Raw genomic sequence first — 22,632 nt, forward strand, 5'->3', positions numbered from 1 at the left:
CCGATTCGCTCAGGACCCGGATGAGATGGCCGCCGCCGCTGCCGACGCGCGCGACCGGCCTAAATCCGCGTGATGCCCACCTTTCCCCCGATGACCCGCGCCGCCGGCCTCGACGCGCTCTCCGCCTTCCTGGCCGGCCCCGGCGGGGATTACGCCGCCGCCCGCAACACCGATCGCGGCCGGGCCGCACCGACGACCTCGGCGCTGTCGCCCTGGCTGCGCCGCCGGCTCCTGACCGAGGAGGAGGTCGCCCGCGCGGCGATCCGGGCGCTCGGTGAGCGCGGCGCGGAGAAATTCGTGTCGGAGGTCTTCTGGCGCACCTACTTCAAGGGCCATCTCGAGACCCATCCCGAGGCCTGGTCGCGCTACCGCGCCGGGCGCGACGCCGCGCATGAACGCCTCGCCGCCGAGCCCGGCCTGCGCCGGACCTACGAGCGGGTGATCGCAGGACGAACCGGGATCGACGGCTTCGACGACTGGGCTTTGCAGCTCGTCGAGGAGAACTGGCTGCACAACCACGCCCGGATGTGGTTTTCCTCGATCTGGATCTTCACCCTTCGCCTGCCCTGGGAGCTCGGGGCGGAGTTCTTCCTGCGCCACCTCCTCGACGGCGACCCGGCGAGCAACACCCTGTCCTGGCGCTGGGTCGCGGGCCTGCACACGCGGGGCAAACCTTATATCGCGCGGCGCGACAACATCCGCGAGTTCACCGACGGGCGTCACGACCCCGCCGGCCTGAACGAGGGGGCCACGTCCCTGCAGGAGGAGACGCCGCCCCGGGAGGTGCCGCTGGCCTCGGCGGATCCCGCGCTGGAAGGCCCGGTCGCCCTGCTCCTCCACCTCGACGACCTGCATCCGGAGAGCCTGCCCCTCGGCGCGGCCCGGGTGACGCGGGTGGGCGGCCTGATCGCCTCGGCCGAGGAGGCGGCGGAGCCGGTGCGGGCGGCGGAAGCGGCGGCGATGGCGGATGCGCTGGAGCGGGCCGCCGTGCATTTCGGCTGCCCGGCCGGGCCGGTGCGGGAGGGCTGGACGGGCGACCTGCCGGTGGTGACGGCGTGGGCTCCCGTCGGGCCGTCGGCGGATGCCCTGCCGGCGGGCTGCCGTCGCATCCGCCGGGACTGGGACGAGCGGGCCTGGCCGCTGTCGAACCGGGGGTATTCGCGCCTGCGCGGGGCGATTCCGAAGGTGATGGGGAGTTGAGGGCGCGACGTGGCGCTCTCGTGTGCCGTCGTCACGATCGCCGGGGGCCCGGCCTCACCTCGCTCAACCTTATGAACACCCTCCGCGTCATCCCGGGGCCGCGATAGCGGAACCCGGGATCCATAATCGCCGACGGTTCAGGATGAAGCGGGTCGCTACCCGCTTCTTCTGGATACCTCAGCGGTTATGGATCCCGGGCTCTCGCCTTTCGGCGAGCCCCGGGATGACATCGAGGGTTTCAACCTCGGCAGTGGATAGACATAGTCCATGCCAGCCACATAATCCCCCCTCCCATGGGAGAGGGGAAGTGCTTCATTCCCGAAGCAGCGTCCTCACGCCGCCGTGGTCATTCCCGCCTCGTTGCGCTTCACGTCGTAGCGATCGAGCATCATCAGCTTGTGCCAGACCTTGACGAAGTCGCGCACGAACCGGTCCTGCCCGTCGCGGCCGGCATAGATCTCGGCGACGGCCCGGAGCTGCGCGTTCGCGCCGAAGATCAGGTCGCAGCGCGTCGCCGTGAACTTGGTCTCGCCGGTCTGCCGGCCGTCGAGGGTGAAGACGAGGCCGGCCGCGTCCGTCTTCTTCCACTCGTAGTCCATGCTGGTGAGCACGGTGAAGAAGTCGTTGGTGAGCACGCCGACGCGATCGGTGAAGACGCCGTGGCGTCCCCCATCGTGGTTCAGGTTGAGCGCCCGCAGGCCCCCGGTCAGCGCCACCCATTCGGGGGCGGTGAGCGCGAGCAGGTTGGCCTTGTCGAGGAAGACCTGCTCGGGGGCGACACGGCCTTGCGTGATCTCGGCGAAGGACGGATCGACGTAGTTGCGAAAGCCGTCGACGACGGGCTTGAGCCACTCGAAGCTGTCCTCGTCGGTGAGCGCCGGGGTCGTGTCCATCCGGCCCGGGACGAACGGCACCGCCACGGGCGTGCCGGCGTCCTTGGCCGCCTGCTCGACCGCGGCGCAGCCGGCCAGCACGATCAGGTCGGCGAGGGAAACCTTCTTGCCCCCGGCCGCCTCGGCGTTGAACCCCGCCATGATGCCGCGCAAAGCCTCGATCACCGGCAGGGTGCGCCGGTTGACGGCCCAGCCCGATTGCGGGGCGAGCGCCAGCCGCGCGCCGTTGGCGCCGCCGCGCTTGTCGCTGTTGCGGTAGGTCGAGACCGACGAGAACGCCGTGAAGGCGAGGTCGGAGACCGACAGGCCGGCACCCAGAATCTCCGCCTTCAGGGCGGCGATGTCGGCTTCGTCCACCAGCGGGTGGTCGACCGGCGGGATCGGGTCCTGCCAGAGGAGGTCGTCCTCGATTCTGGTCTCCGGCCCGACGTAGCGCTCCTTCGGACCCATGTCGCGGTGGGTCAGCTTGTACCACGCCTTCGAGAATTGCAGCGTGAAGTAGTCGAAATCGGACAGGAACTTCTCGCAGATCGCGCGGTAGACCGGGTCGGTCTTGAGCGCGATGTCGCTCGTCATCATCATCAGCGGGTGGGACCGGCCCGGGATGTGGGCGTCGGGCGTCTTCGGTGCGTCAGGATCGACCGGCTCCCATTGCAGGGCGCCGGCGGGGCTGCGGGTCTGCTTCCACTCGAACTTGAACAGGTTCTCGAGGTAGCTGTTGTCCCATTTCGTCGGATCCTGCGTCCACGAGCCCTCGATGCCGTTGGTCATCGTGTTCTCGGCGGCGCCCGTCCCTTGCGGGTTGTGCCAGCCTAAGCCCATCGCCTCGATCGGGGCGATCTCCGGCGGCGGGCCGATCCGGTCGGCCTTGACCATGCCGTGGCTCTTGCCGAAGGCGTGGCCGCCGGCGATCAGCGCCACGGTCTCCTCGTCGTTCATCGCCATGCGGGTGAAGGTGACCCGGATGTCGTGGGCAGAGCCCATCGGGTCGCCGTTGGCGTAGGGCCCTTCCGGGTTGACGTAGATCAGCGACTGGTGCGACGCGGCGAGCGGATTCTCGAGGTCGTAATCGGCCTCACCGTTCTTGCCGCGCCAGCGCTTGTCGCGGTTCACCATCTCGTCGAACGACTTGACGGTGGTCGGGTCCCACAGCTCCGGGCCCCAGTAGGTGGCGTTGTCGGCCTCCCAGGCATCCTCGCGGCCGCCGGCGAAGCCGTAGGTCGGGAAGTTCATGATCTCGAGGGCGACGTTGCCGGTCAGCACCATCAGGTCGGCCCAGGACAGGGCGCTGCCGTATTTCTGCTTGATCGGCCAGAGCAGGCGGCGCGACTTGTCGGTGTTGCCGTTGTCCCACCAGCTGCTGATCGGCGCGAAGCGCTGCAGGCCCTGGCCGGCGCCGCCGCGCCCGTCGGCGATGCGGTAGGTGCCGGCGGAGTGCCACGCCATGCGGATCATCTGCGGGCCGTAATTGCCGTAATCGGACGGCCACCACGACACGGAACTCGTCAGGAACTGCTTAATGTCGCGCTTCAGCGCCTCGTAATCGAGCGACGCGAAGGCCGCGCGGTAATCGAACTCGGCCCCGAGCGGGTTCGCCTGCGGGCCGTTCTGGTGCAGCGTCTCGACGCGCAGGCGGTCCGGGTACCAGTTCTCGAGGGTGGGCGGCGTGCCGAGGGCACCGCCGACGCGGTCGCCACCGAACGGGCACTTCCCCGACAGGACGTCTTGATAGGTTTCCACGTCGTCGCTCCTCCTGAGCCGATCGCGCGCCGCGATCGTGATGGGCAAGCATGGGCCGTCCGGCTGCGCAGGGCGCGCCGCTCAGGCAGCATTCGTCGATCCAGATCGGCGCACTATACTCATGCAGAGTATACGGAGGGGGCCGCAATGTCCGGCTGTGGACAGATCGATCCACGGCGCAGACTTGGACACGCGACCCTTCATCCCGGACTCGACACGATCATACGGTGCGCCGACGCAGATAGGCGCCACTTCCGCTGCGACCACTCCATTCGCGTTCACCGCGTCACGGGGTCTCGGAGGAGGCCGGCTGTTCGGCGATACGGGGGATCAGGTGCGAGCCTGCGCGGGCACAAGCCCCGCGGCTGGGAGGGTTGGCCGCAAGGGCCTTTCAGCTTGGCCGCATCGATTGTCACATCCACCATGTCATTCCGGGGCCGCGCAGCGGAGCCCGGAATCCAGAACCTCAGATCGCTCAGAAAGAGGCGGAGAACATTCCGCTTGATCCTGCACCATCAGCGTTTCTGGATTCCGGGCTCCGCTGCGCGGCCCCGGAATGACCCTGTTGGTTCCAGTTCGGCCTATGCAACGAGGCAGTTGATCGCTCTGAAACTGGTCACCCCTTCGCAAGCACGAACCCCGCCCGCGGGAAGTGCAGGTGCAGCGCCCCCGCCTGCGGGTCGTCGCGGCGGATGACGACCTCGTCCGCGCTCACGGCGACGAGCCGGCCCTCGACCGGCACGCGGGCGAAATCATCCGGCGTCACCGTCACGGCGTCGCCCGGGGCCGCAGCGACGAGGTCCGGCACCGCGTTGACGGCCTCGACCGGGGCCGGCTCCGCTTCCCGGGCCGCCTCCAGGGCCGCTTCGGCGCTCATCTCCTGCGGCCGTCCGTGGCCGAGGCCGGCGACCCGATCGAGCCAGCCGTGAAGCGGCCCGAGCCCGAGCAGCCGGTCGACCGCGCCGGCCCGCTCGCCGCCGCGCATCAGCCAGAGCAGATGGTAATGCGCCAGGTCCGCCGCCCCAGGCTTGTCCCCGGCGAGGAAGCGGCGGCCGTCCGCCAGCGCCTGCGTGAGCCAGGCGGTCCAGGCCGCGACCCGCTGGGCGTTGCGGGCGAAGTCCGGCTCCATCGCGGCGTGGCTGATGTCGACGTACAGGTAGTCGTCCTTGCGGTCGCGCAGGAAGGCTTCGGGCAGGTCGCCGGCGAAGTGCACCGTGACGCCGATGACCGCGAGCCAGAGGTCGCGTTCGAGGCCGTAGGTCAGCCCCTCCGTCAGCGCGGACCCGAGTGTCGGATACAGGCTGGGCTCGGGTGCCAAGCGCTCCAGCGCCGGCAGGATCGCGTGGGTGTCGCAGTAGATGTCGGCGCCGACCTGCAGCACCGGGATGCGCCGGTAGCCGCCGGAGAGCGGCTCGAGGAGCGGACGTGGCGGCATCATCGCGACGTCGACCGAGCCCCAGTCGAGCCCCTTGAGCCCGAGGGCGAGGCGGACCTTCTCGGCGTAGGGCGAGAAGGCGTAGTGGTGCAGGATGATCCGGGGCGTGGACATGCAGACATCTCCCGAGATGGAGGACGAGGGTCTCACGCCGGAAGGGCGCCGACCTGCTTCAGGAGGCCGAGATTGTCGAGGAGCGCCCAATGCTCCACCAGCCGCCCGTCGACGATGCGAAAGAGGTCCATCACCGCGATGTCGATGCGGCGGTCGCTGGCGGGGAGCCCCATCAGGTCGCCGGTATGGCGGCCCTGGAAGCGCAGGCGGACCAGCACCCGGTCGCCCTCGGCGATCACCTCGTCGATCGGCAGCCGCATCTCGGTGACGCCGCCATGCAGCACCTCGCCGAGCCGGCGCACGCCCTCGGGGCCGTGCACCGCGAAATTCAGGCCCGGATCGTGACGCACGAATTCGGGTGCGATGTGCCGCTGCCACCACGCCTCGTCGCGTTCGAGGAAGGCGGTGAAGTAGGCGCGGGCGAGGTCCTTGTTGGTTTCGGTCGACGTGCCGGTTTCGCTCGACATGGCGTCCTCCCTGGCTGCGCGCTCCCTCTCCGGGGTGCGCGATTGCCATGATTTATTTGCGCACGACCGATTATTTGGCAATCCATCCCGCGTGACGCGGAGGCATCGGCGTGCCGTCGCGCGGGTCCGCCGTCGTCCCCTCCCCCGAAGGGGCCTCGGCGGCATCCCGCGTCCTACCGGGGAGATGGGCCGCTCCGGCGGCGCGGTCGAGGGTCGGCGCTGGTCTTTCCGCGCCGCCTCATACAATTTCCGATTGATCGCTTCGCGATGCGGAAATTGGCTTCGCTCAGTCGCCGCGCGGGCTCGTGATACGCTTTCCGGAAGTTTCCTTCCGGAAAGCGTATCACCCCTCCGCCACCTCGCGCCCCTTGGCAAGCGCGATGGTACCGTCGTCGAGGGCGATGAAGCGGATGCCGGCCTGGCGCAACGCCGCGACGGCGCCGTGATGGGAGCGGGTCACGGGCTGGCGGGTCCCGTCCGGCTCCGCCTCGTCCTCGAGGCGCCGCACCGTGGACAGCGACAGGCCGCTCGCCCGCGCCAGGTCCTCCCGCGACCAGTCGAGCAGGCCGCGGGCGGCCCGCAGGTGGCGCCCGCGCAACGCCTGCTCGAGCCCGCGGCGGAAGGGGCCGGCGGCCGGCGGCGAGGGTGCGCCGAGCGGAGCCATCAGGCAGTGCCAGCCAGTGATCCGGCCGCCCTCGTCGCGCACAGGCGCCGACACGACCCGGAACCGCAGCGGGCCGGGGTCCCGCAGGTGGAAGAGCGGCCGGGCCTGGAACAGGGTGCCCTCGCCGTGGTGGTGCACGGCGCGGGCGCGGAACTCGTCCCGCTCCGCCGCGGCGACCTCGGCGAACGGGTCGGCGTTGACGTCCGACAGGGAGCGCCCGGTCCGGGCGGCCGCCTCGGGCGGGAAGTCGAAGCGCAGGTCGGGGGTGACCGGAACCAGGATGACGCCCGCCTGCAGGAACAGCGCGCTGCGCTGGCGTTGCGCCGCGCGCCGGGCCTCGGCGAGGGCGTGCGGGTCGGTCACGTCGAGGACAAGGCCAACGGCGCCCACGGGCCGGCCGCCCGGCGCCAGCCGGATCTCGGTGCGGAGGCCAAGGCGGCGCACGCTCCCGTCGGGCCGCACGACCCGGACCTGCGCGTCGGGCAGCGCGAAGCCCTGCCGGAGTTCGGCCGCGCTCGCGAGCGCCCCCTGGTCCTCCGGGTGGACGAGGCGCGCGAGCAGGTCGTAGCCGGGCGGGACCGCCAGCGGATCGAGCCCGAGCAGGTGGAACAGGCCGGGCGACCAGGACTGGCGCTCGGGCGCGAAGCGCCAGCTCCAGCTGCCGCTCAGCTGTGCGGCTTCGATCAGCCGCAGAACGTCGGCGCAGGCGAGATCCGGATCGAACGCAGACATCGGCGACCAAGGCAAGGCGACCACACGCGGCCGCCAGCCATAACGCGGATGACACCAACAAATGTTAGTCGCCGAGCCCGCATCACGGTTATCCGCGGCGGCGCCCGCGCCGCCGTCAGGGCCGGGCGTCGAGGAACTCCAGCACCCCTGCCTTGTGCACCTTGTCGCCGACCGCGAGGTTGTGGTCGCGGTTGGGGATGTCGAGGGCCTTGGCCTCCGGGATCAGGGCGGCGAGCGCCGGCCCTGAGCCCGCCACGGTGTCGGTGGTGCCGACGGCGACCAGGACCGGGACCTCGATCTGCGCGACCTCGGCCCGCGACAGGGTCTGGCGCGAGCCGCGCATGCAGGCGGCGAGCGCCCGCAGGTCGCTGCCGGTCTGCTCGGCGAAGACCCGGAACATCCGCGCCGTCGGCTCGGTGACGTCGTCGCGGGAGGGCGCCTCCATCGCCTCCGAGATGCCGGCCGGCAGGCCACGCCCCTCGACGAGGTGGATCCCCAACCCTCCCAGCAGCGCCGAGCGGACGCGGCCGGGATGGGCGAGCGCCAGGAAGGCGGTGATCCGCGCGCCCATCGAGTAGCCCATCACGTCGGCGCGGGGGATGTCGAGGTGGTCGAGGAGCCGGCGGGCATCCTCGGCCATCAGGTCGGAGCCGTAGGCCTCCGGGTCGTAGAGCTTGCCGCTGCGGCCGTGGCCGCGATTGTCGAGGGCGATCACCCGCCGCCCGGCCGTCGTCAGGCTGCGCACCCAGGAGGTGTTGACCCAGTTGACGGCGTGGTTCGACGCGAAGCCGTGGATCAGCAGGATCGGCTCGGCCGCGCCTTCCTTCGGCGGAACGTCGACATAGGCGATCGAGACGCCGTCCGAATCGAAGGTCTGCATGGCGATGGGGCTCCCGCGCGAGGTCGGACGCGGGCTTAGCTCAGGCGCAGGCCGGCCCGCAACGCGGACAGGGCTGCCCGCGTCAGGCCACCACCGCCGCCGGCGCGGCGAGCCCCGGCCGCCGGCCGGCGCGCGGGCCGTCCTCGGCCTCGTCGGAGAACCACATCACGGTGGCGCGCAGGCCCTGCTCCAGCGGCACCCGGGGGGCCCAGCCGAGCAGCGCGCCGGCGCGGGTGATGTCGGGCCGGCGCCGGCGCGGATCGTCGACGGGCAGGGGATGGTTGACCACCGTCGCGGTCGAGCCGGTGAGGGCGAGCACGCGACGCACCAAGTCCGACACCGTCAGCTCGACCGGGTTGCCGAGATTGACCGCGCCGATGTCCCGGGCCTCGGCCGGGTGCTCCATCAGCCGGTGGAGCCCGTCGATCAGGTCGTCGACGTAGCAGAAGGAGCGGGTCTGGCTGCCGTCGCCGTAGACCGTGACGTCGTCGCCGGCCAGCGCCTGGCAGATCACGTTCGAGACCACGCGCCCGTCATCGGCGCGCATCCGCGGCCCGTAGGTGTTGAAGATGCGGGCCACCCGCACGGCGGCCCGGCCGGCCCGGGCGTAGTCGGCGCAGAGCGTCTCGGCCGCCCGCTTGCCCTCGTCGTAGCAGGCGCGGGGACCCGTCGGATTGACGTGGCCCCAGTAGCCCTCGGCCTGCGGGTGCATCTCCGGGTCGCCGTAGATCTCGGAGGTCGAGGCCTGGAGCAGGCGCGCGCCGCTCTCCTCGGCGGCCAGCAGCAGGTGGCGGGTGCCGAGCACGCTGGTGAGCAGCGTGTGCTCCGGGTCGGCCTGGTAATGCGGCGGCGAGGCCGGGCAGGCGAGGTTGTAGATCCGGGCGAAGCGCTGACGTCTGAGCCGGGCCGGCAGGGGCTCCACCACGTCGTGGGTGACGAGGTCGAAGCGCGGCTCGCGCTCGAGATGGCGCAGGTTGCGCCGCCGTCCGGTGCCGAAATGGTCGAGGCAGACGACCTCGTGCCCCTCCGCCAGGAGCCGGTCGCACAAGTGAGACCCCAGGAACCCCGCGCCGCCGGCGACCAGGACGAGCGTGCTCTCGCGGTGTCTCATGCGGTCGATCCTCTCCAGGCTGGCCGGGCGAAGACCGCCCGGGGCGCCCGTTCGGCGCCGCGGATCCGGGATCGTCGGTCCTGGATCCGCACCCGCACACAACGCGTCGCTCCCGCGCCTCGTTGCGATACAGGGTGTGAGTATTTTAGGGTGCGGCGCGGATGCGGCCAGCCCCCGCTTCGTGCAAGGCGGTTTCGAGTTCCGCCGCCCGGCAGGCGGCGGTGTGGCGGGCCAGCACCCGGGCCCGCGCGGCCTCGGCCTGGGCCGTTCGGGCGGCCTCGTCCCGGCTGCCCAAGATCGCCAGCACTGCCTCGGCCCCCTCCGCCACCAGGATCTCGCGGCCGGGGGTGAGCACGGTGTCGAGCCCGTCCCAGGAATCGGAGATCAGCGGCGTGCCGCAGGCGGCGGCCTCGAACAGGCGCACGCTCGGGCTGTAGCCGGCGGCGATCATGTCGGCACGGGTGACGTTCAGGGTGTAGCGGCTGGCGGCGTAGAAGGCCGGGTGGTCGGCCGGCGCGACGTGGTCGAGGCGCGCGACGTTCGGGGGCCAGTCGATCCCGTCCGGATATTGCGGCCCGGCGACCGCGAAGGCGAGGTGCGGCGCGCGGCGCGCCGGCTCGATCAGGAGCCGCTCCAGGGTCGGTTGCCGGTCGGGGCTGTAGGTGCCGAGATAGCTGAGGTCGTAGCGCAACGGCGCCGGGACCGGGGCGTAGCGCGCCGGATCGACCGAGCAGTACAGCGCCCGGGCCATCGGGGCGCCGTGCTCGCGCTCCAGCCGTGCGAGCGTCGGGCCGCCGGTGAAGGAGAGGTAGAGGTCGTAGGACCGGATCAGCTCCGGCGTGAGGTATTCGTGGTCGCCGCGGGCGAGCTTGGCCAGCGTCACCGGGGTGTCGATGTCGTAGAAGGCGGCGACGGCGTTCGCCCGGCGGGCGGCCCGGATCGCCATCTGCCCGACCGCGACCCCGTCCGGCACGTAGGAGCCGACCATCACGGCATCGGCGGCGTCCAGCCGCCGCGTCAGGTCGGCGAGCTCGGCGAGGTCCCGGTAGAGCACGAGGTCGCAGTAGCCCGGATCCGCGAGGTCGCGGTGGGCGGCGTACCAGGGCACGTCGCGCTCCAGGAAGGTGACCCGGTGGCCGCGGGCGGCGAAGGCCCCGAGCAGTGCCCGGTAGGTCGTGGCGTGGCCGTTGCCCCAGGACGAGGACAGGCTCAGGCCCAGGACCACGAGGTCGAGGGGCCGGCTCACGCGGCCGTCCCCCGGCGGGCCGAGAGCGCCCGACGCAGCAGCGCGTCGACCTCGGCGCCGCGGCGCGCATAGGTGTGCTCGGACAGGATGCGCCGGCGCGCCGCCGCCCCGATCGCCCGCGCCGCGTCTTGCGTCAGCACCTCGACATGGGCGGCGACGTCGCGCCCGTCGCGGGCGACCAGCACCTCGCTCCCCTGGCTAAGGAACATCTCGAGGCCGGTCCAGGCATCGGTGATCAGGCAGGCGCCGGCGCCGGCGGCCTCGAACACCCGGGTCGCCGGCGACCAGCCGGTGGCCGCCATCGAATCGCGGGCGATGTTGAGCACGGCGAGGGGCGAGGTGTTGAAGGCGTTGTGGTCCGCCGTCGGCACGTGGCCGATGCGGCGCACGTTGTCGGGGAGCGCCCGCCACTCCCAGCCGTTGCCGCCGATGAGGAAGCGCCGCTCCGGCAGGCGCGCGGCGGGATCGAGAAAAAACTCCTCCACCCGCGCCTCGCGGTCCGGCAGGCGGTTACCCAGGAAGGCGAGGTCGGCGGAGAACCGCGGTTCCGCCGGCACCGGGTGGTGGGTGTCGGGATCGAGCGCGTTGTAGATCGGCACGCAGGCCCTGGCCCCGAAGCCGCGATAGGCCTCCACCACCGGCGGCCCGCCGCCATAGGTCAGCACGAGGTCGAGGTCGGGCAGGACCCGCCGCAGCGGGTGGTCGGGCGACGCGCCGATCTCGGCGAGCGTCGCCGGCGCGTCGACGTCCCAGAACAGCCGCACCGCGTCGGGCCGGGCCGTCCGCGCCAATTCGACGAGCAGGAGGTCGTCGAAGACGCCGACGCCGGAGGCCTTGACCACCACGTCGGCCGTCGCCGCTTCGCCGATCACGTCCCGGGCCGCCGCCTCGGTGGCCGGATAGACGACCACCCTCGCCCAGTCCGGCGGGTCGATGTCGCGGTGCTGCTGGCGCTCGAAGGCGTCCGGCTCGTAGAAGGTCGTGTGCCAGCCCCGGCCGGCGAGATCGCGGATCAGGCCGCGGTAGTAGGTGGCGGCGCCGTTCCAGTAGGCGGAGAGCAGGCTGGAGCCGTAGAAGGCGAGGCTGGGCATGCGGCGCGGGGGTCTCCCTCTTGCGCATCGCGCACCCGCGATGCTCCCTGTCTGTATGTCCAGATGGCGGAGCGCCGGCATTTGGCAAATCCCGCCGCCCGAAAGAAACCGGGCGTCCCCGCCGCGTTGACACCGCGGGAGCCCCGGCCGATACCGCGCCCGGCTCCCGATGCGCAGACAGATCCTCAAGACCGCGACGATCATCGTCCACGACCTCGTGGCGACGGCCCTCGCCGTGCTCCTCACCTTCGTGATCCGGTTCGACGGGCCCCTGCTCGCCGAGCGGCTCGCCCATATGCCGGTGCTGCTGCCGCCCTTCGTGGCCTGCGCCGGCCTGGTCTATCGCGCCTTCGGGCTCTACCGGACCAAGTGGCGCTTCGCCTCGCTGCCGGACCTCGCCAACATCGTGCGCGCCGTGGCAGTGCTCACGCTGCTGCTCCTCGTGCTCGACTACGTGCTGGTCTCGCCGGTCGCGTTCGGCATCTACTTCTTCGGCAAGATCGCCATCGGGCTCTACTTCGTCCTGCAGGTTTTTCTGCTCGGCGGGCCGCGACTGGCGTTCCGCTACCTGAAATACAGCCGCTCGCGCCAGAGCGCGGCGCGGGCCGCCAGCACGCCGACGCTGCTGATCGGGCGCGGCCACGACATCGAGGTGGTGCTCCGCGCGATCGAATCGGGCGCGGTGCGCAAGCTCGACCCGAAGGGCATCCTCTCGCCCCGGGCCGAGGAGCAGGGCCAGACCATGCGCGGCGTGCCGGTGCTCGGCGCCGTCTCCGATCTCGACGAGGTGGTGGCGGGACTGGCCGCCCGCGGCGTGCCGATCCGCCGCCTCGTCGCGACGCCGAGCGCGCTCGCGCCGGAGGCCGAGCCCGAGGCGCTGATCGCGAAGGCGCGCCGACTCGGCCTGCCGCTCGCCCGGGTGACGAGCCTCGGCGATGCCGGCCGCGGGGCGGAGCTGGCCCCGATCGAGATCGAGGACCTGCTGCTGCGCCCGACCGTCGCCATCGACCGGCCGCGACTGGAGCACTTCCTCACCGGGCAGCGGGTGGTGGTCACGGGCGGCGGCGGCTCGATCGGCTCGGAGATCTGCGCCCGCGCCGTGGCCTTCGGGGCGAGCGCCGTGCTGGTGCTGGAGAGTTCGGAGCCCGCCCTGCACGGGGTGCTCAGCCGTCCCGGTCTCTCCGGCCAGGAGGGGGTGAGCGGCGTCATCGCCGACATCCGCGACCGCGACCGGATGGTCCGGGTGCTCAAGGACTTCCGGCCCGACTACGTCTTCCACGCCGCCGCGCTGAAGCAGGTGCCCTACCTCGAGCGGGACTGGAGCGAGGGCATCAAGACCAACGTCTTCGGCTCGGTCAACGTCGCGGACGCGACGCTGGCGGCCGGCGCCAAGGCGCTGGTGATGATCTCGACCGACAAGGCGATCGAGCCGGTGTCGCAGCTCGGCGTCACCAAGCGCTTCGCCGAGATGTACGCCCAGGCCCTCGATGCCGGCCGCGGGCCCGCCGAGACCCGTCTCGTCGCGGTGCGCTTCGGCAACGTGCTGGGCTCGGTCGGCTCGGTGGTGCCGGTGTTCAAGGCGCAGATCGCCCGCGGCGGTCCGGTCACGCTGACCCATCCCGACATGGTGCGCTACTTCATGACGGTGCGCGAGGCCGCCGACCTCGTCCTCACCGCCGCCTCCCACGCCGACCGCGAGGCCCGCGCGCCTGGCGCCGGCGACCAGCGCGCCGCCGTCTACGTGCTCAAGATGGGCCAGCCGGTGCGCATCCGCGACCTCGCCGAGCGGATGATCCGGCTCGCCGGCTTCGAGCCCGGCGAGGACATCGACGTCGTCGTCACCGGCGCCCGCCCGGGCGAGCGCCTGAACGAGATCCTGTTCGCCCGCGACGAGCCGATGGTGAACCTCGAAGGGATCGACGGGGTGATGGCGGCCAAGCCCGTCTTCGCCGATCGCGCCCAGCTCGCCGCGTGGCTCGACCGTCTGGCGGCGGCGGTCGCGGCCGACGACCGGGCGGCGGCCGACCGGGTATTCGGCGAGGCGATCCCGGACTTCCTGCACCGGGCCGGCCACGCGGACGAGGCCGCGCCTCTCTCCCGCGCGGGGTAGGGCCGCGTCGACGGAATCAGAAGTCCGCTCGATTCCATCGACGGGAATGGCCCGATGGGGGCTCACTCCGTGGGCGCCCATCGAACAGGCTCGCGGTGCCGCAGCGCATGTCCGGACGGAAGTCACGCCGTCGCCGGTCCCTCCTCCCGCCCGTCCGCACGCGACGGTACACCCTTGCGTCGCGCTGCCGATCATCACACGCGCCGAGTGGACGATTCGCGCCTCGTCATCGGCTCGTCGCGGCTCTGCAATCTTGGATTGCGCGAGCATGCGGACATTGTCTCGTATGACCTGCACGACAGTCTCGCTCTGGATCTTCGCGGCGCGGTAAGTGGTCGTCCACACCTTCGTTACTTTACAGGACCAGCTTGGCCTGATACGGCGTGCAGACCGTAAGTCAGTAAGCCGGCAAGTTTGTATTTCCGTGGTGCATTGGTCTTGCGCGGCGAAGCATGAAGCTAATCAAGAATCTATCAAGAAATATTCACCTGCTTCGCAGACATCGCCCGGCAACACCAGGCGACGATCAGCGTCTTCCCAATGAATTGCGCACAAATTTAAGTGAAAATTCCTATCCCGACCTGGGCGGCCCGGAGCCGCTGCGGGATGGCGCCGGCGAATCCGGCAGCACTACGGCGCGCGGCACCCCGTGCCTGCCGGCCGATTTCAGCCCGCAGGGCTACCGCGACCGCAACCCGGAGCTCCGGGGCCTGTCGGACGACGAGGCCGGCCTGCACTACGCCGTGACCGGCAAGGCCTCGGGCCTCGCCTACCGGCCGGACCAAGTGGCGGGCTTCGATCCGGACCATTTTCGCGAGACCCATCCGGCCTTCGCCCATGCCGACGACACGACCTGCCTCGCCGCCTGGCAGGCGCAGGGCGGAGCGGAGGGCGCCCCCGGCCACCAGGCGGCGCATCTCGCGCGCCTCGGCTTGTCCCTGCGGGCCTACCCCGCCGCCTTCCCATGGCGCTTCTACACGCGCCTCTACCCGCGCGCCGCCGCCCATCGCTGGGCGGCCCTTGCCCATTTCCTGCGCGAGGGCTTCGTCGAGTCCGGCGAGCAGATCCCGTACGGCGAGGGCGCCGCGGCGTTCCTCATCGCCGTCGCCGACCATTTCGCCGCACGGCAACACCCCGCGGCGATCCGGGCCTACGAGCTGGCCGCGGCGCTGGAACCCTCGCAGAACACGCGGGAATGGCTCGCAGAGGCCTACGGCCGCATGGGCGCCTGGAGCGCCGCCCTCGATCTCTACGACGACCTTCTGGAGGGGACCTCGGCCCACGGCGCGGTCGACGAGGCGTGCTTGCGCGGCTTCGCGACCGCGGCGGCGGCGCGCGCGGCTTGGCCGCGCCTGTTCGCCCGTCTTTCCCGGCTGATGGCCGGCCCGAGGCCCGTGCCCACGGGCGAGGCCGTGGTCCGCGACGCCGCCGAGCGCTACTTCGCCGAGCGCGGCCGCGCCGCCCGGGCGCTCTACGCGCAAGGGTTCCGGGAGGAGGGCGACGCCTGCCTTTCCGAGGCCATCCGCGGCGTCGCCGACCTGTCGGCCGCCTGCCTGCCCGCCGGCACGCGGGCGCCGGCGCCCGAGCCGTTCGTCGCGGTGCTGGCCGACGGCCTGCCGGACGGCGCCCGCCGCCGGCTGGAGCGGTCGGTCGACCTGCTCGGCTGCGCCACGCGGATCTTCGACCTCGGCGCGGTCCGGGCCTTCGAGGAGGCCCTGCCGGGGGCGCAGGCCGCCATCGTGGTGCGGATGCCGGCCTGGCCCACCGTCGTCCAGGCGCTCGTGCGCGCCCGGCGGCTCGGCGTCCCGACCCTGTACGAGACCGACGAGCTCACGATCGACCCGCGCCATGCTCCGCCGCCGCTCGCGGACTTCGCGGGCCGGATCGGCGAGCGGGCCTACGACGACCTGGTCTTCGGGGTGGCGCTCTACCGCGGGGCGGCCGCGCTCTGCGAGTACGGCCTCGCGCCGACCCGGGCGCTGGCCGCGCATCTCGACCGGATCGTCGGGGCGGGCCGCAGCTTCGTGGTCCGGGACGTCGCGGTGCCGGGCGCGTCCTCACCCGAGACCGGCGACGGGATCCGCCTGTTCCTCCACGCGGCGCGGTCGCGGGTCGTGGGCCCGGCGGATGCCACCGGCGCGGCGCTGCTGCACGTCCTGGAGCGGGACAAGCGGGTCAGGCTGACGACGGCCGGCTTCGTCCTGCTCGACGACGCCTTCGCGCCGTTCTCCGACCGCATCACGCAAGCCGGCCCCGTCCGGGACTGGGAGGAGGCGCTGCGGGACAGCGACCTGAACCTCGTCCCGGCGGATGGGAGCGAGGCCGAGGCCTGCCTGGCGCCGACCGGCTGGCTCGCCGCCGCGCGCTTCGGGATCCCGACCCTGGCGGGCGACACGCCCGCCCACCACGAGACCCTGCAGGACGGGGTCGACATCCAGCTCGCCGCGGGGCGGGACGCCTGGACGACCGCGCTCGCCACGCTCGTCGCCGATTCGGACCGGCGCGCGGCTTTGGGCGCGGGGGCGGCGCGCCGCCTGCGCACCGCGCACGCGCCCGAGGCCGCCGCAGCAGAGTACCGCGCCATGTTCGACACCCTCCGGAGCCGCCGACCGTGACGCGCCCGACCACCCACCCCGGCCTCACGGCCCTGCGCCGCACCCTCGCGCGGATCCTCGATCCCGACCGCGGCAAACCCGCCCCGGCGCCCGACGCCCTGCCGGATCCCGGGCCAGCCGCTCCGCCGGAGCCGGCGCCCGAGACCCTGGACGCGCAGCTCGAGCGCCTGATCGGCGCGATCACCGCCCGGGCGACGACGCTGGCCATGGACGGCTCGTTCTACCACGAGGTCGGCCCCGCGGTGCGCGGCGACAGCCTGGAGGCGGCGTCGGCCGAGGAGCTGCTCGCCGCCGCCTTCCGGCCCGGCGCGCGGCTGCTCGATTTCGGCTGCGGGGCGATGCACAGCCGGCCCTTCATCGAATCGCTCGGCTATGCCTGGCAGGGCGTCGACTACCTCGACAGCGTCTCGGGCACGGTGCGGGACGAGGTGGCGCGCCTCGGCGACGCGGTGCGCTTCTACGACGGGCGGGTGCTGCCCTTCGCCGACGGGGAATTCGACGTGGTCTGGGCGATGGTGGTGCTTCACCACGTGCAGCACATCGATCTCAGCTTCGGCGAGATCGCCCGGGTGCTGCGGCCCGGCGGCAAGCTGATCGGGCAGGTCGCCTACCTGGAGCAGATGCAGGATTACGGCACCTTCAACTTCACGCCCTACGGCATGAAGGTCGCCGCGCGGGCAGCGGGCCTGCGGCTGACCCGGGTCGAGCCGAAGCACGACGCCTTCGTGTTCCTGCTCCGGCGCCTGCTGATCACCTTGACGGCGAGCGACGAGACGCCGTTCAACCGCATGATGGGGCCGGAGGGCTTCGTCCACCGCAGCCTGATCGAGACCGGGCAGCGGCTCGGCCTCGACATCCGCACCACCAACCTGCTCCGGCTCCTGTTCTGCACGCATTTCGTGTTCGAGATCGAGAAGATCGCGGGCGACGCGCCGTGAGCGGGACCGGCGTGCCCTCCCCTGCCGCGACGGGCGCATCATGACGGGTGCCGGGCTGAGGCAGCAGGCGCCGTCGCGCGGCGGCTGGGCGCGGGCCGGCGCCGATCCCGTCGCGGCGGTCCGGGCCGCCGAGGCCCTGCGGGATCGCGGCGACATCCTCGGCGCGGCGGCGATCCTGGCGGAGCTGTGCCGGCTTTTTCCGCACCTGCCCTATGGCTGGCGCGAGCGCGCGGTCCTGCGCCGGCGGGCGGGCGACGGGCCGGGCGCCGCGCGCGACTTCGCGCGGGCGCGGGCGGCGGATCCGGGCGACCTCCTCACCCTGGTCCAGTCCGTGCGCCAGCTCGCCGGTGCGGGACGGTTCGCCGAGGCGCAGGCCTGCCTCTCGGCCTTCCCGGCCAGGCCGGCGCAGTTGAGCCGGGTGGAGCGGCTCGACCAGCTGATCGCCTACATGCAGCGCCATCCCGAAGCGGAGGCGATGCGCCTTGCCATGGCGGTCCGCGAAAGCCCGCGCCACCTCGACACCGCGTCGGTGGAGGCGCGCATCGCCGCGGCCCTGGCCGGGCGGCATCCCTTCTCGCTGATCCGGCTCGGCGATGGCGAGGGCGCCTGGATCAGCGATCCCGACGAGGAGGACGGGCGCTTCCGCAGCCTTTACCGCCGCAACCGCAAGCGCATCCTGCGAACCTGGTTCGGCAGCGACGCCCTGGTCGACCGCCCGGACTTCCTCGCCCTGCGCGAGCGCGTCCTGGAGGCGATCCGGGCCGCCTCGGTGGTCGGCGTGACCTACCCGGAGCGGATCCGGCACGAATACGGGATCGCCAGCCCCGACGGCGTGCCGAGCTGCACCAACGTGCTGCGCCATGTCGCGCCCCTGCTGGAGCAGGGCGACACGGCCTTCTGCACCCACGACATCCACCTGGACCTGCACCTCTCGGGCGCCCTGCATCGGCTGCTCGCGGCCGGCCACCCGGTCGGCCTGATCTCCTGCCACCCGGCGCTGGCCGCCGCGCTGGCGCGCCGGCCCGGCACACGAGTCGCGGCCGCCCTGCTCGTGCCGGAGGAGAAGCGCTTCGCCGCCGTCATCGGCGCGACCGGGATGCCGGGTCCGCACTACCCGGATGCCTTCGGGCGGGTGACGGCGCGCCTGCGCGACCGGGACTGGCCGGGCGTGCTCTGGCTCGTCGCGGCCGGCTACCTGGGCAAGCTCTACTGCCGCGAGATCGCCGCCCGCGGTGGCGTCGCCGTCGATATCGGGTCGATCGCGGATGCGTGGTCCGGCAAGGCGACCCGCCCGGGCCTCGCCGACCTCGCCCGCTATCGCCTCGATGGCAGCGACCAGCCCGTCCCCGCGGGCGCCTGAGGAGGCACGCATGACCACCCGGGACGACGACGCCGTGACGACCACCATGACGACCGATCCTGCCGCGGCCGGGGAGCGGGTGCTGCGCGCCCTGGCGGCCCGCCAGCCCCTCGACCTGGCGGTGGCGGTCGTCACGGCGCATCCGGACGACGAGACGATCGGGCTCGGCGGCGTGATGGCCCACCTGCGGGACCTCACCCTGCTGCAGATCTCGGACGGGGCGCCGCTCGATCCGGCCTTCGCGGCGCAGGCCGGATTTCCGGCGCGCCAGGCCTATGCGGCGGCCCGGCGCGGCGAGCTCGTCGACGCGCTCGCCGTGCTGGTCGAGGGCCGCCTCGCCCGCCAGGCCTTCTACGAGGTCCCGGACGGGCGGCTCGCGGACCAACTGGAGGCCGTGATCGAGCGACTGGCCGAGGACCTGATCTGCGTCGACGCGGTCCTGACCCATCCCTACGAGGGCGGGCATTTCGACCACGACGCGGCGGCCTTCGCGGTGCAGCGGGCCTGCGCGCGCCTCGCGCGCCAGGGCGGCCACGCCCCGGCGCGGCTCGAATTCGCCAGCTACCACCGGGTGAACGGCTCTTTGCGCACCGGGCGGTTCCTCGACGACCCGGACTGTCCGGAGATCGTGGTCCCGCTGACGCTGGAGGCGGCCCGCCGCAAGGAGGCGGCCCTCGCCTGTCATCGCAGCCAGACCGCCAACCTCGCCTTGTTCGGGTTCGGCCCCGAGCGCTTCCGGGCGGCGCCTGTCTACGACTTCTCCCGACCGCCGGGCGGCGAGGTCATGTACGGGATGGACGTGTGGCAGGGCCTGAGCCGGGCCTTCGCGGCGGCGGGCTGACCCGGAGACCCGTGTCCCGCTCGCCCGGCAGTCCTGACACCCTCGATGTCATCCCGGGGCCGCGCAGCGGAACCCGGGATCCATAACCGCTGACGGCAGAGGATAAGGCGGAACGGATCCGCTTCCTCCTCCAACGTCAACGGTTATGGATCCCGGGTTCTCGACTTCGCCGAGCCCCGAGATGACGTGGAGAGATGTCGGTGTGCGTGCCAGATTAACCGTGACGTCACCGGTCAAACAGGCTTCGCGTCACCCCACCCCGTACAGCGCCAGGTGCCGCTCGGCGATGCTCGGCCAGGTGCGAGCGCGCAGGGCGTCCGGATCGCGGCCGGCGAGGGCGGCGCGGTGGCCTTCTGCCGAGACCAGGCCGTGGATGGCGGCCGCCGTCGTCTCGACCGAGAGGTGGGGCACCGTCGCGGACTTAAGCCAGTCCGGCGTCTTGGCCGAATAGGTGGTGACGACCGCCAGGCCGTGCTCTAGGCAGGCGAGCGCCGATCCGCGCTTCTCGCTCACCCCGTCGGGAAACGGCAGGAGGGCGACCCGGGCCCGGGACAACTCGTCGGAGACCCGCTCCGGCTCGGCGTTGAGGACGAGCCGGAGTCCGAGCCGCTCGGCCCGCGCCGAGACCTCCCGGAAGACCGGACAATCGGGACCGGACGGCGAGCCGATGACCGCGATGCCGAGCCGATCGCCCTCGGCGCGCAGCCGCTCCGCCACCGCCAGGAAATCCTCGAGCCCCTTGTCCGGGCCGATCTGGCCGAAATAGACCAGCGTCGGCTCGCGCGCCTCGGAGGGGACGTCCGGCCGGCCGACCGCGATGTTCGAGCCGATCGGCACCACCAGCGTGCGGCAGCGGCGGACAGGGAAGAACCCCTCGAAGGCGCGGCGCTCGAACTCGTTCGAGAAGATCACCGTGGCGCGCGACAGCGCGAAGGTCAGGAAATAGCATTTCCGGACCCGGTTGAAGATCGTGAACTCGTGCAGGGTCAGGTAGAGGCGCGCGCCCCCGACCAGGACCGGCGCGAGGGCGACGGCCGGCGACTTGCCGAGGTTCATCGACGGGTACTGCACGTGCAGGACCGAGCGGCGGCCGGCCCCCTGCCGCCAGACGCGCAGCAGGCCCCGGACCGACCAGGTCGGCAGGCGCTCCACCCGCACGTCGAGGCCGCGCTCGCCGATGATCGTGCGCAGCTTCTCGGTGTAGTCGGAGACGCCGCAGCGCGCTCCCGGCTTGGCGGTCACGACGAGGGTCGCGCGCGCGGCCCCGGGGCCGACGGCGGTCATCGCCCCCCTCACGCCCGCACCGCCGCGACGGGGGCCGGACGGGACCCGGACTGGTCCGGAACGTCGCGCGGGCGGGCCGCCAGACCGGCTTCGGGTTCCGGGTTGCGGGCGCGCCGCGCATCCTCGACGGCGTCCCGCACGATCGCGAAGAGCCGCTCCTGGTCGGCGGGCCGGCTCAGGTTGTGGTCGACGTCGTCCAGGACGGTGACCGGATAGCCGAGCTGGCGCGCGATGCCCTCGGGCGACTGGCCGAGATTGGCGGCGAGCGCGGCGATGCCCCGGTCGCCCCGGCCGTAGACCGCGTGGATCCGTGCGCCGCGCCGGCGCAGCCGCGCCACCCGCCGGGCCACCGTCACGCCGCCCGGCGCAAGGCCCGGGATGCGCGCCGTCCAGGCCGCGAGCCGGGCCCGGGCGTCGCGCCCGACCGCCCGCAGGATCCGGCCGATGGGCAATTCGCCACTGACGATCCGGCGCCAGAGGGCGCCCTGCCGCGCCCGCTCCGCGTAGCTCACCTCGCCGCGGAAGGAATCGCGGATCATCGTCTCGACGTCGGTGCCGGGCCCGACGTCGAAGCAGTACAGGTTGACCAGGACCGCCGCGGACAGCCGCTCGTCCCGGCAGATCGATTGGAAGGCCAGGAAGGCGCCGCTGCAGACGCCGAGGACCACGCAGGGCGTGTGCTGCCGGGCCTCGAGATGGGTCAGCGCGGCCTGGACGTCCTCGACCGCGTCCACCGTGTAGAGCGGCGGCGATCCGTCGGGGCGCTCGGCGCTGTCGCCGACGCCGCGCAGGTCGAAGCGGAACGAGGCGATGCCGGACGCGGCCAGGCGCCGGGCGAGTTGCGTCGTCTGCCGGCCGTGGCCGGCGCGCGGGTTGCGCCCGGAATTGACCACCAGCACCGTGCCGCCGCCCCACGCCCCCCGCGGCCGGCACAGGATGCCGACGAGGCCGGGGCCGAAGCGCGACACTTCCTCCTGCCAGCCTGCATCGGCGAGCCGGCAGGGCGCGGGCGACGGGCTGGGCAAGGATGCGACCGGTGCGGGCGCCTGCGCCACGGCGAAGTCGCGCACCCGCGCGAAGGTCTCGGCCGGAAGGCGGGGGAAGAGCGGGTCGGAGACGAGCTGGGTCAGGTCGGGGAGCGGCCCTGTCTCGACGACGCTCCCGAGCGCCCGGTAGCGCTCGGCCAGGGTCTCGACCTTGGGCCCGAGCATCAGGATCTGCGGCGCCGGGGCGCGTTCCGCGGCCGCGAGGTCGAGCCGGGCGAGGTCGACCAGCGTCCGCGGCCCGAGGAGGAAGCTGCCGACCATCAGCGAGTCGGGCCCCTGCGGCATCGGCGTGCGGTCGGGCATCACGTCGATGAGCCGCGATTGCATCGCCATCTCGCGGCGATAGGCCTTGCCGGTGGCGAACGGCGCCAGCATCACCAGCCGGTCGATTCGTCCGCCCGAGAGCGCGGCGAGGGTCGCGCCGAGGCGCAGGCTCACCACCACGACCTCCTCCGCCCCCGCCTGCTCGCGGAGATATGCGAGGCCGGCCCGGATCGCGTCGAGAGCCGCCGGGATCTCGGGGCCCGCCGGATCGCGGGAATCGCCCTGGCCCGGATAGTCGAAGCGCAGGGTCGGGCAGCCGGTGCCGGCGATCATCGCGGCGAGTTCGCGCCAGGAGCGGTAGGCGCACCATTGCTCGAACCCGAAGGTGCCGCACAGGAGCACGCCGCGCCGGCGCCCGCCCGGGCTGAACCAGCCGAACGCGTCGCCGAGCACGACCGGGACCGGCTCCGCCGCAAGACTCTCCGCAGCCGGCCCCAAGGTCGGCCCCGAGTTCGGTCCTTTGCCTGCGCGGTCGGTCAGCATCTGAACTCGTCCCCGTCCTGTCCGCCGAGCAGCGCCCGATGCCGTTGCCCTCGTCGAT

The 22,632-nt window shown here is 72.6% G+C and carries 16 protein-coding genes; 6 read left to right on the forward strand and 10 right to left on the reverse strand.

What is annotated here, in order from left to right; all coding sequences use genetic code 11:
- The first annotated feature begins 72 nt into the window (after window positions 1-72).
- Entirely contained in the window at window positions 73-1,200 is a 1,128-nt protein-coding gene (locus ABZT49_RS02380) for an FAD-binding domain-containing protein (protein ID WP_355282527.1), read from the forward strand.
- Between the two features lie 332 nt (window positions 1,201-1,532).
- Here the strand turns inward: ABZT49_RS02380 and katG are convergent, their stop codons facing one another.
- The 8 genes from katG to ABZT49_RS02420 all read right to left on the reverse strand — a co-directional run bounded on the left by katG (window position 1,533) and on the right by ABZT49_RS02420 (window position 11,573).
- Window positions 1,533-3,833: a catalase/peroxidase HPI gene (gene katG / locus ABZT49_RS02385; RefSeq protein WP_355282529.1), complete on the reverse strand. Its 2,301-nt coding sequence runs from the start codon at window positions 3,831-3,833 to the stop codon at window positions 1,533-1,535.
- A gap of 616 nt (window positions 3,834-4,449) precedes the next feature.
- On the reverse strand, window positions 4,450-5,382 hold the full coding sequence (locus ABZT49_RS02390) for a glutathione S-transferase family protein (RefSeq protein ID WP_355282531.1): 933 nt from the start codon (window positions 5,380-5,382) through the stop codon (window positions 4,450-4,452).
- 32 nt (window positions 5,383-5,414) lie between these two features.
- Entirely contained in the window at window positions 5,415-5,849 is a 435-nt protein-coding gene (locus ABZT49_RS02395; protein WP_355282534.1) for an ester cyclase, read from the reverse strand.
- Between the two features lie 343 nt (window positions 5,850-6,192).
- Window positions 6,193-7,245 carry a PAS domain-containing protein gene (locus ABZT49_RS02400; RefSeq protein WP_355282536.1) on the reverse strand — a complete coding sequence of 351 codons (1,053 nt, stop codon included), beginning with the start codon at window positions 7,243-7,245 and terminating at the stop codon, window positions 6,193-6,195.
- A 115-nt stretch (window positions 7,246-7,360) separates the two neighbouring features.
- Window positions 7,361-8,125: an alpha/beta hydrolase gene (locus ABZT49_RS02405; protein ID WP_355282539.1), complete on the reverse strand. Its 765-nt coding sequence runs from the start codon at window positions 8,123-8,125 to the stop codon at window positions 7,361-7,363.
- Between the two features lie 82 nt (window positions 8,126-8,207).
- Window positions 8,208-9,236, reverse strand: a complete 1,029-nt coding sequence (locus ABZT49_RS02410; protein WP_355282542.1) for a UDP-glucuronic acid decarboxylase family protein — start codon at window positions 9,234-9,236, stop codon at window positions 8,208-8,210.
- A gap of 145 nt (window positions 9,237-9,381) precedes the next feature.
- Window positions 9,382-10,482: a glycosyltransferase gene (locus tag ABZT49_RS02415; protein ID WP_355282545.1), complete on the reverse strand. Its 1,101-nt coding sequence runs from the start codon at window positions 10,480-10,482 to the stop codon at window positions 9,382-9,384.
- Window positions 10,479-11,573 (reverse strand): glycosyltransferase, encoded by a 1,095-nt coding sequence (locus ABZT49_RS02420; protein ID WP_355282548.1) that lies wholly within the window; start codon window positions 11,571-11,573, stop codon window positions 10,479-10,481. Before ABZT49_RS02420 ends, ABZT49_RS02415 begins: the two co-directional genes overlap by 4 nt.
- A 169-nt stretch (window positions 11,574-11,742) precedes the next feature.
- On the opposite strand from ABZT49_RS02420, the gene ABZT49_RS02425 reads away from it, so the two are divergent.
- The 5 genes from ABZT49_RS02425 (at window position 11,743) to ABZT49_RS02445 (ending at window position 19,437) form a co-directional block, all read left to right on the forward strand.
- Complete coding sequence (locus tag ABZT49_RS02425) at window positions 11,743-13,683, forward strand: SDR family NAD(P)-dependent oxidoreductase (RefSeq protein ID WP_355282551.1); 1,941 nt, start codon at window positions 11,743-11,745, stop codon at window positions 13,681-13,683.
- 545 nt (window positions 13,684-14,228) lie between these two features.
- Complete coding sequence (locus ABZT49_RS02430; protein ID WP_355282554.1) at window positions 14,229-16,298, forward strand: glycosyltransferase; 2,070 nt, start codon at window positions 14,229-14,231, stop codon at window positions 16,296-16,298.
- Complete coding sequence (locus ABZT49_RS02435; RefSeq protein WP_355282557.1) at window positions 16,295-17,236, forward strand: class I SAM-dependent methyltransferase; 942 nt, start codon at window positions 16,295-16,297, stop codon at window positions 17,234-17,236. Before ABZT49_RS02430 ends, ABZT49_RS02435 begins: the two co-directional genes overlap by 4 nt.
- 40 nt (window positions 17,237-17,276) lie before the next feature.
- Window positions 17,277-18,596 (forward strand): hypothetical protein, encoded by a 1,320-nt coding sequence (locus tag ABZT49_RS02440; RefSeq protein WP_355282560.1) that lies wholly within the window; start codon window positions 17,277-17,279, stop codon window positions 18,594-18,596.
- Between the two features lie 10 nt (window positions 18,597-18,606).
- Window positions 18,607-19,437, forward strand: a complete 831-nt coding sequence (locus ABZT49_RS02445) for a PIG-L family deacetylase (RefSeq protein ID WP_355282563.1) — start codon at window positions 18,607-18,609, stop codon at window positions 19,435-19,437.
- A 249-nt stretch (window positions 19,438-19,686) separates the two neighbouring features.
- Here ABZT49_RS02445 and ABZT49_RS02450 read toward each other — a convergent pair whose 3' ends face one another.
- Entirely contained in the window at window positions 19,687-20,721 is a 1,035-nt protein-coding gene (locus tag ABZT49_RS02450) for a glycosyltransferase family 4 protein (RefSeq protein ID WP_355282566.1), read from the reverse strand.
- An 8-nt stretch (window positions 20,722-20,729) separates the two neighbouring features.
- A complete protein-coding gene (locus ABZT49_RS02455; RefSeq protein ID WP_355282568.1) occupies window positions 20,730-22,574 on the reverse strand; it encodes an alpha/beta fold hydrolase in 1,845 nt (614 codons plus the stop codon).
- Window positions 22,575-22,632: the final 58 nt, after the last annotated feature.

Source organism: Methylobacterium sp. EM32 (assembly GCF_040593685.1).
Classification (GTDB): domain Bacteria; phylum Pseudomonadota; class Alphaproteobacteria; order Rhizobiales; family Beijerinckiaceae; genus Methylobacterium.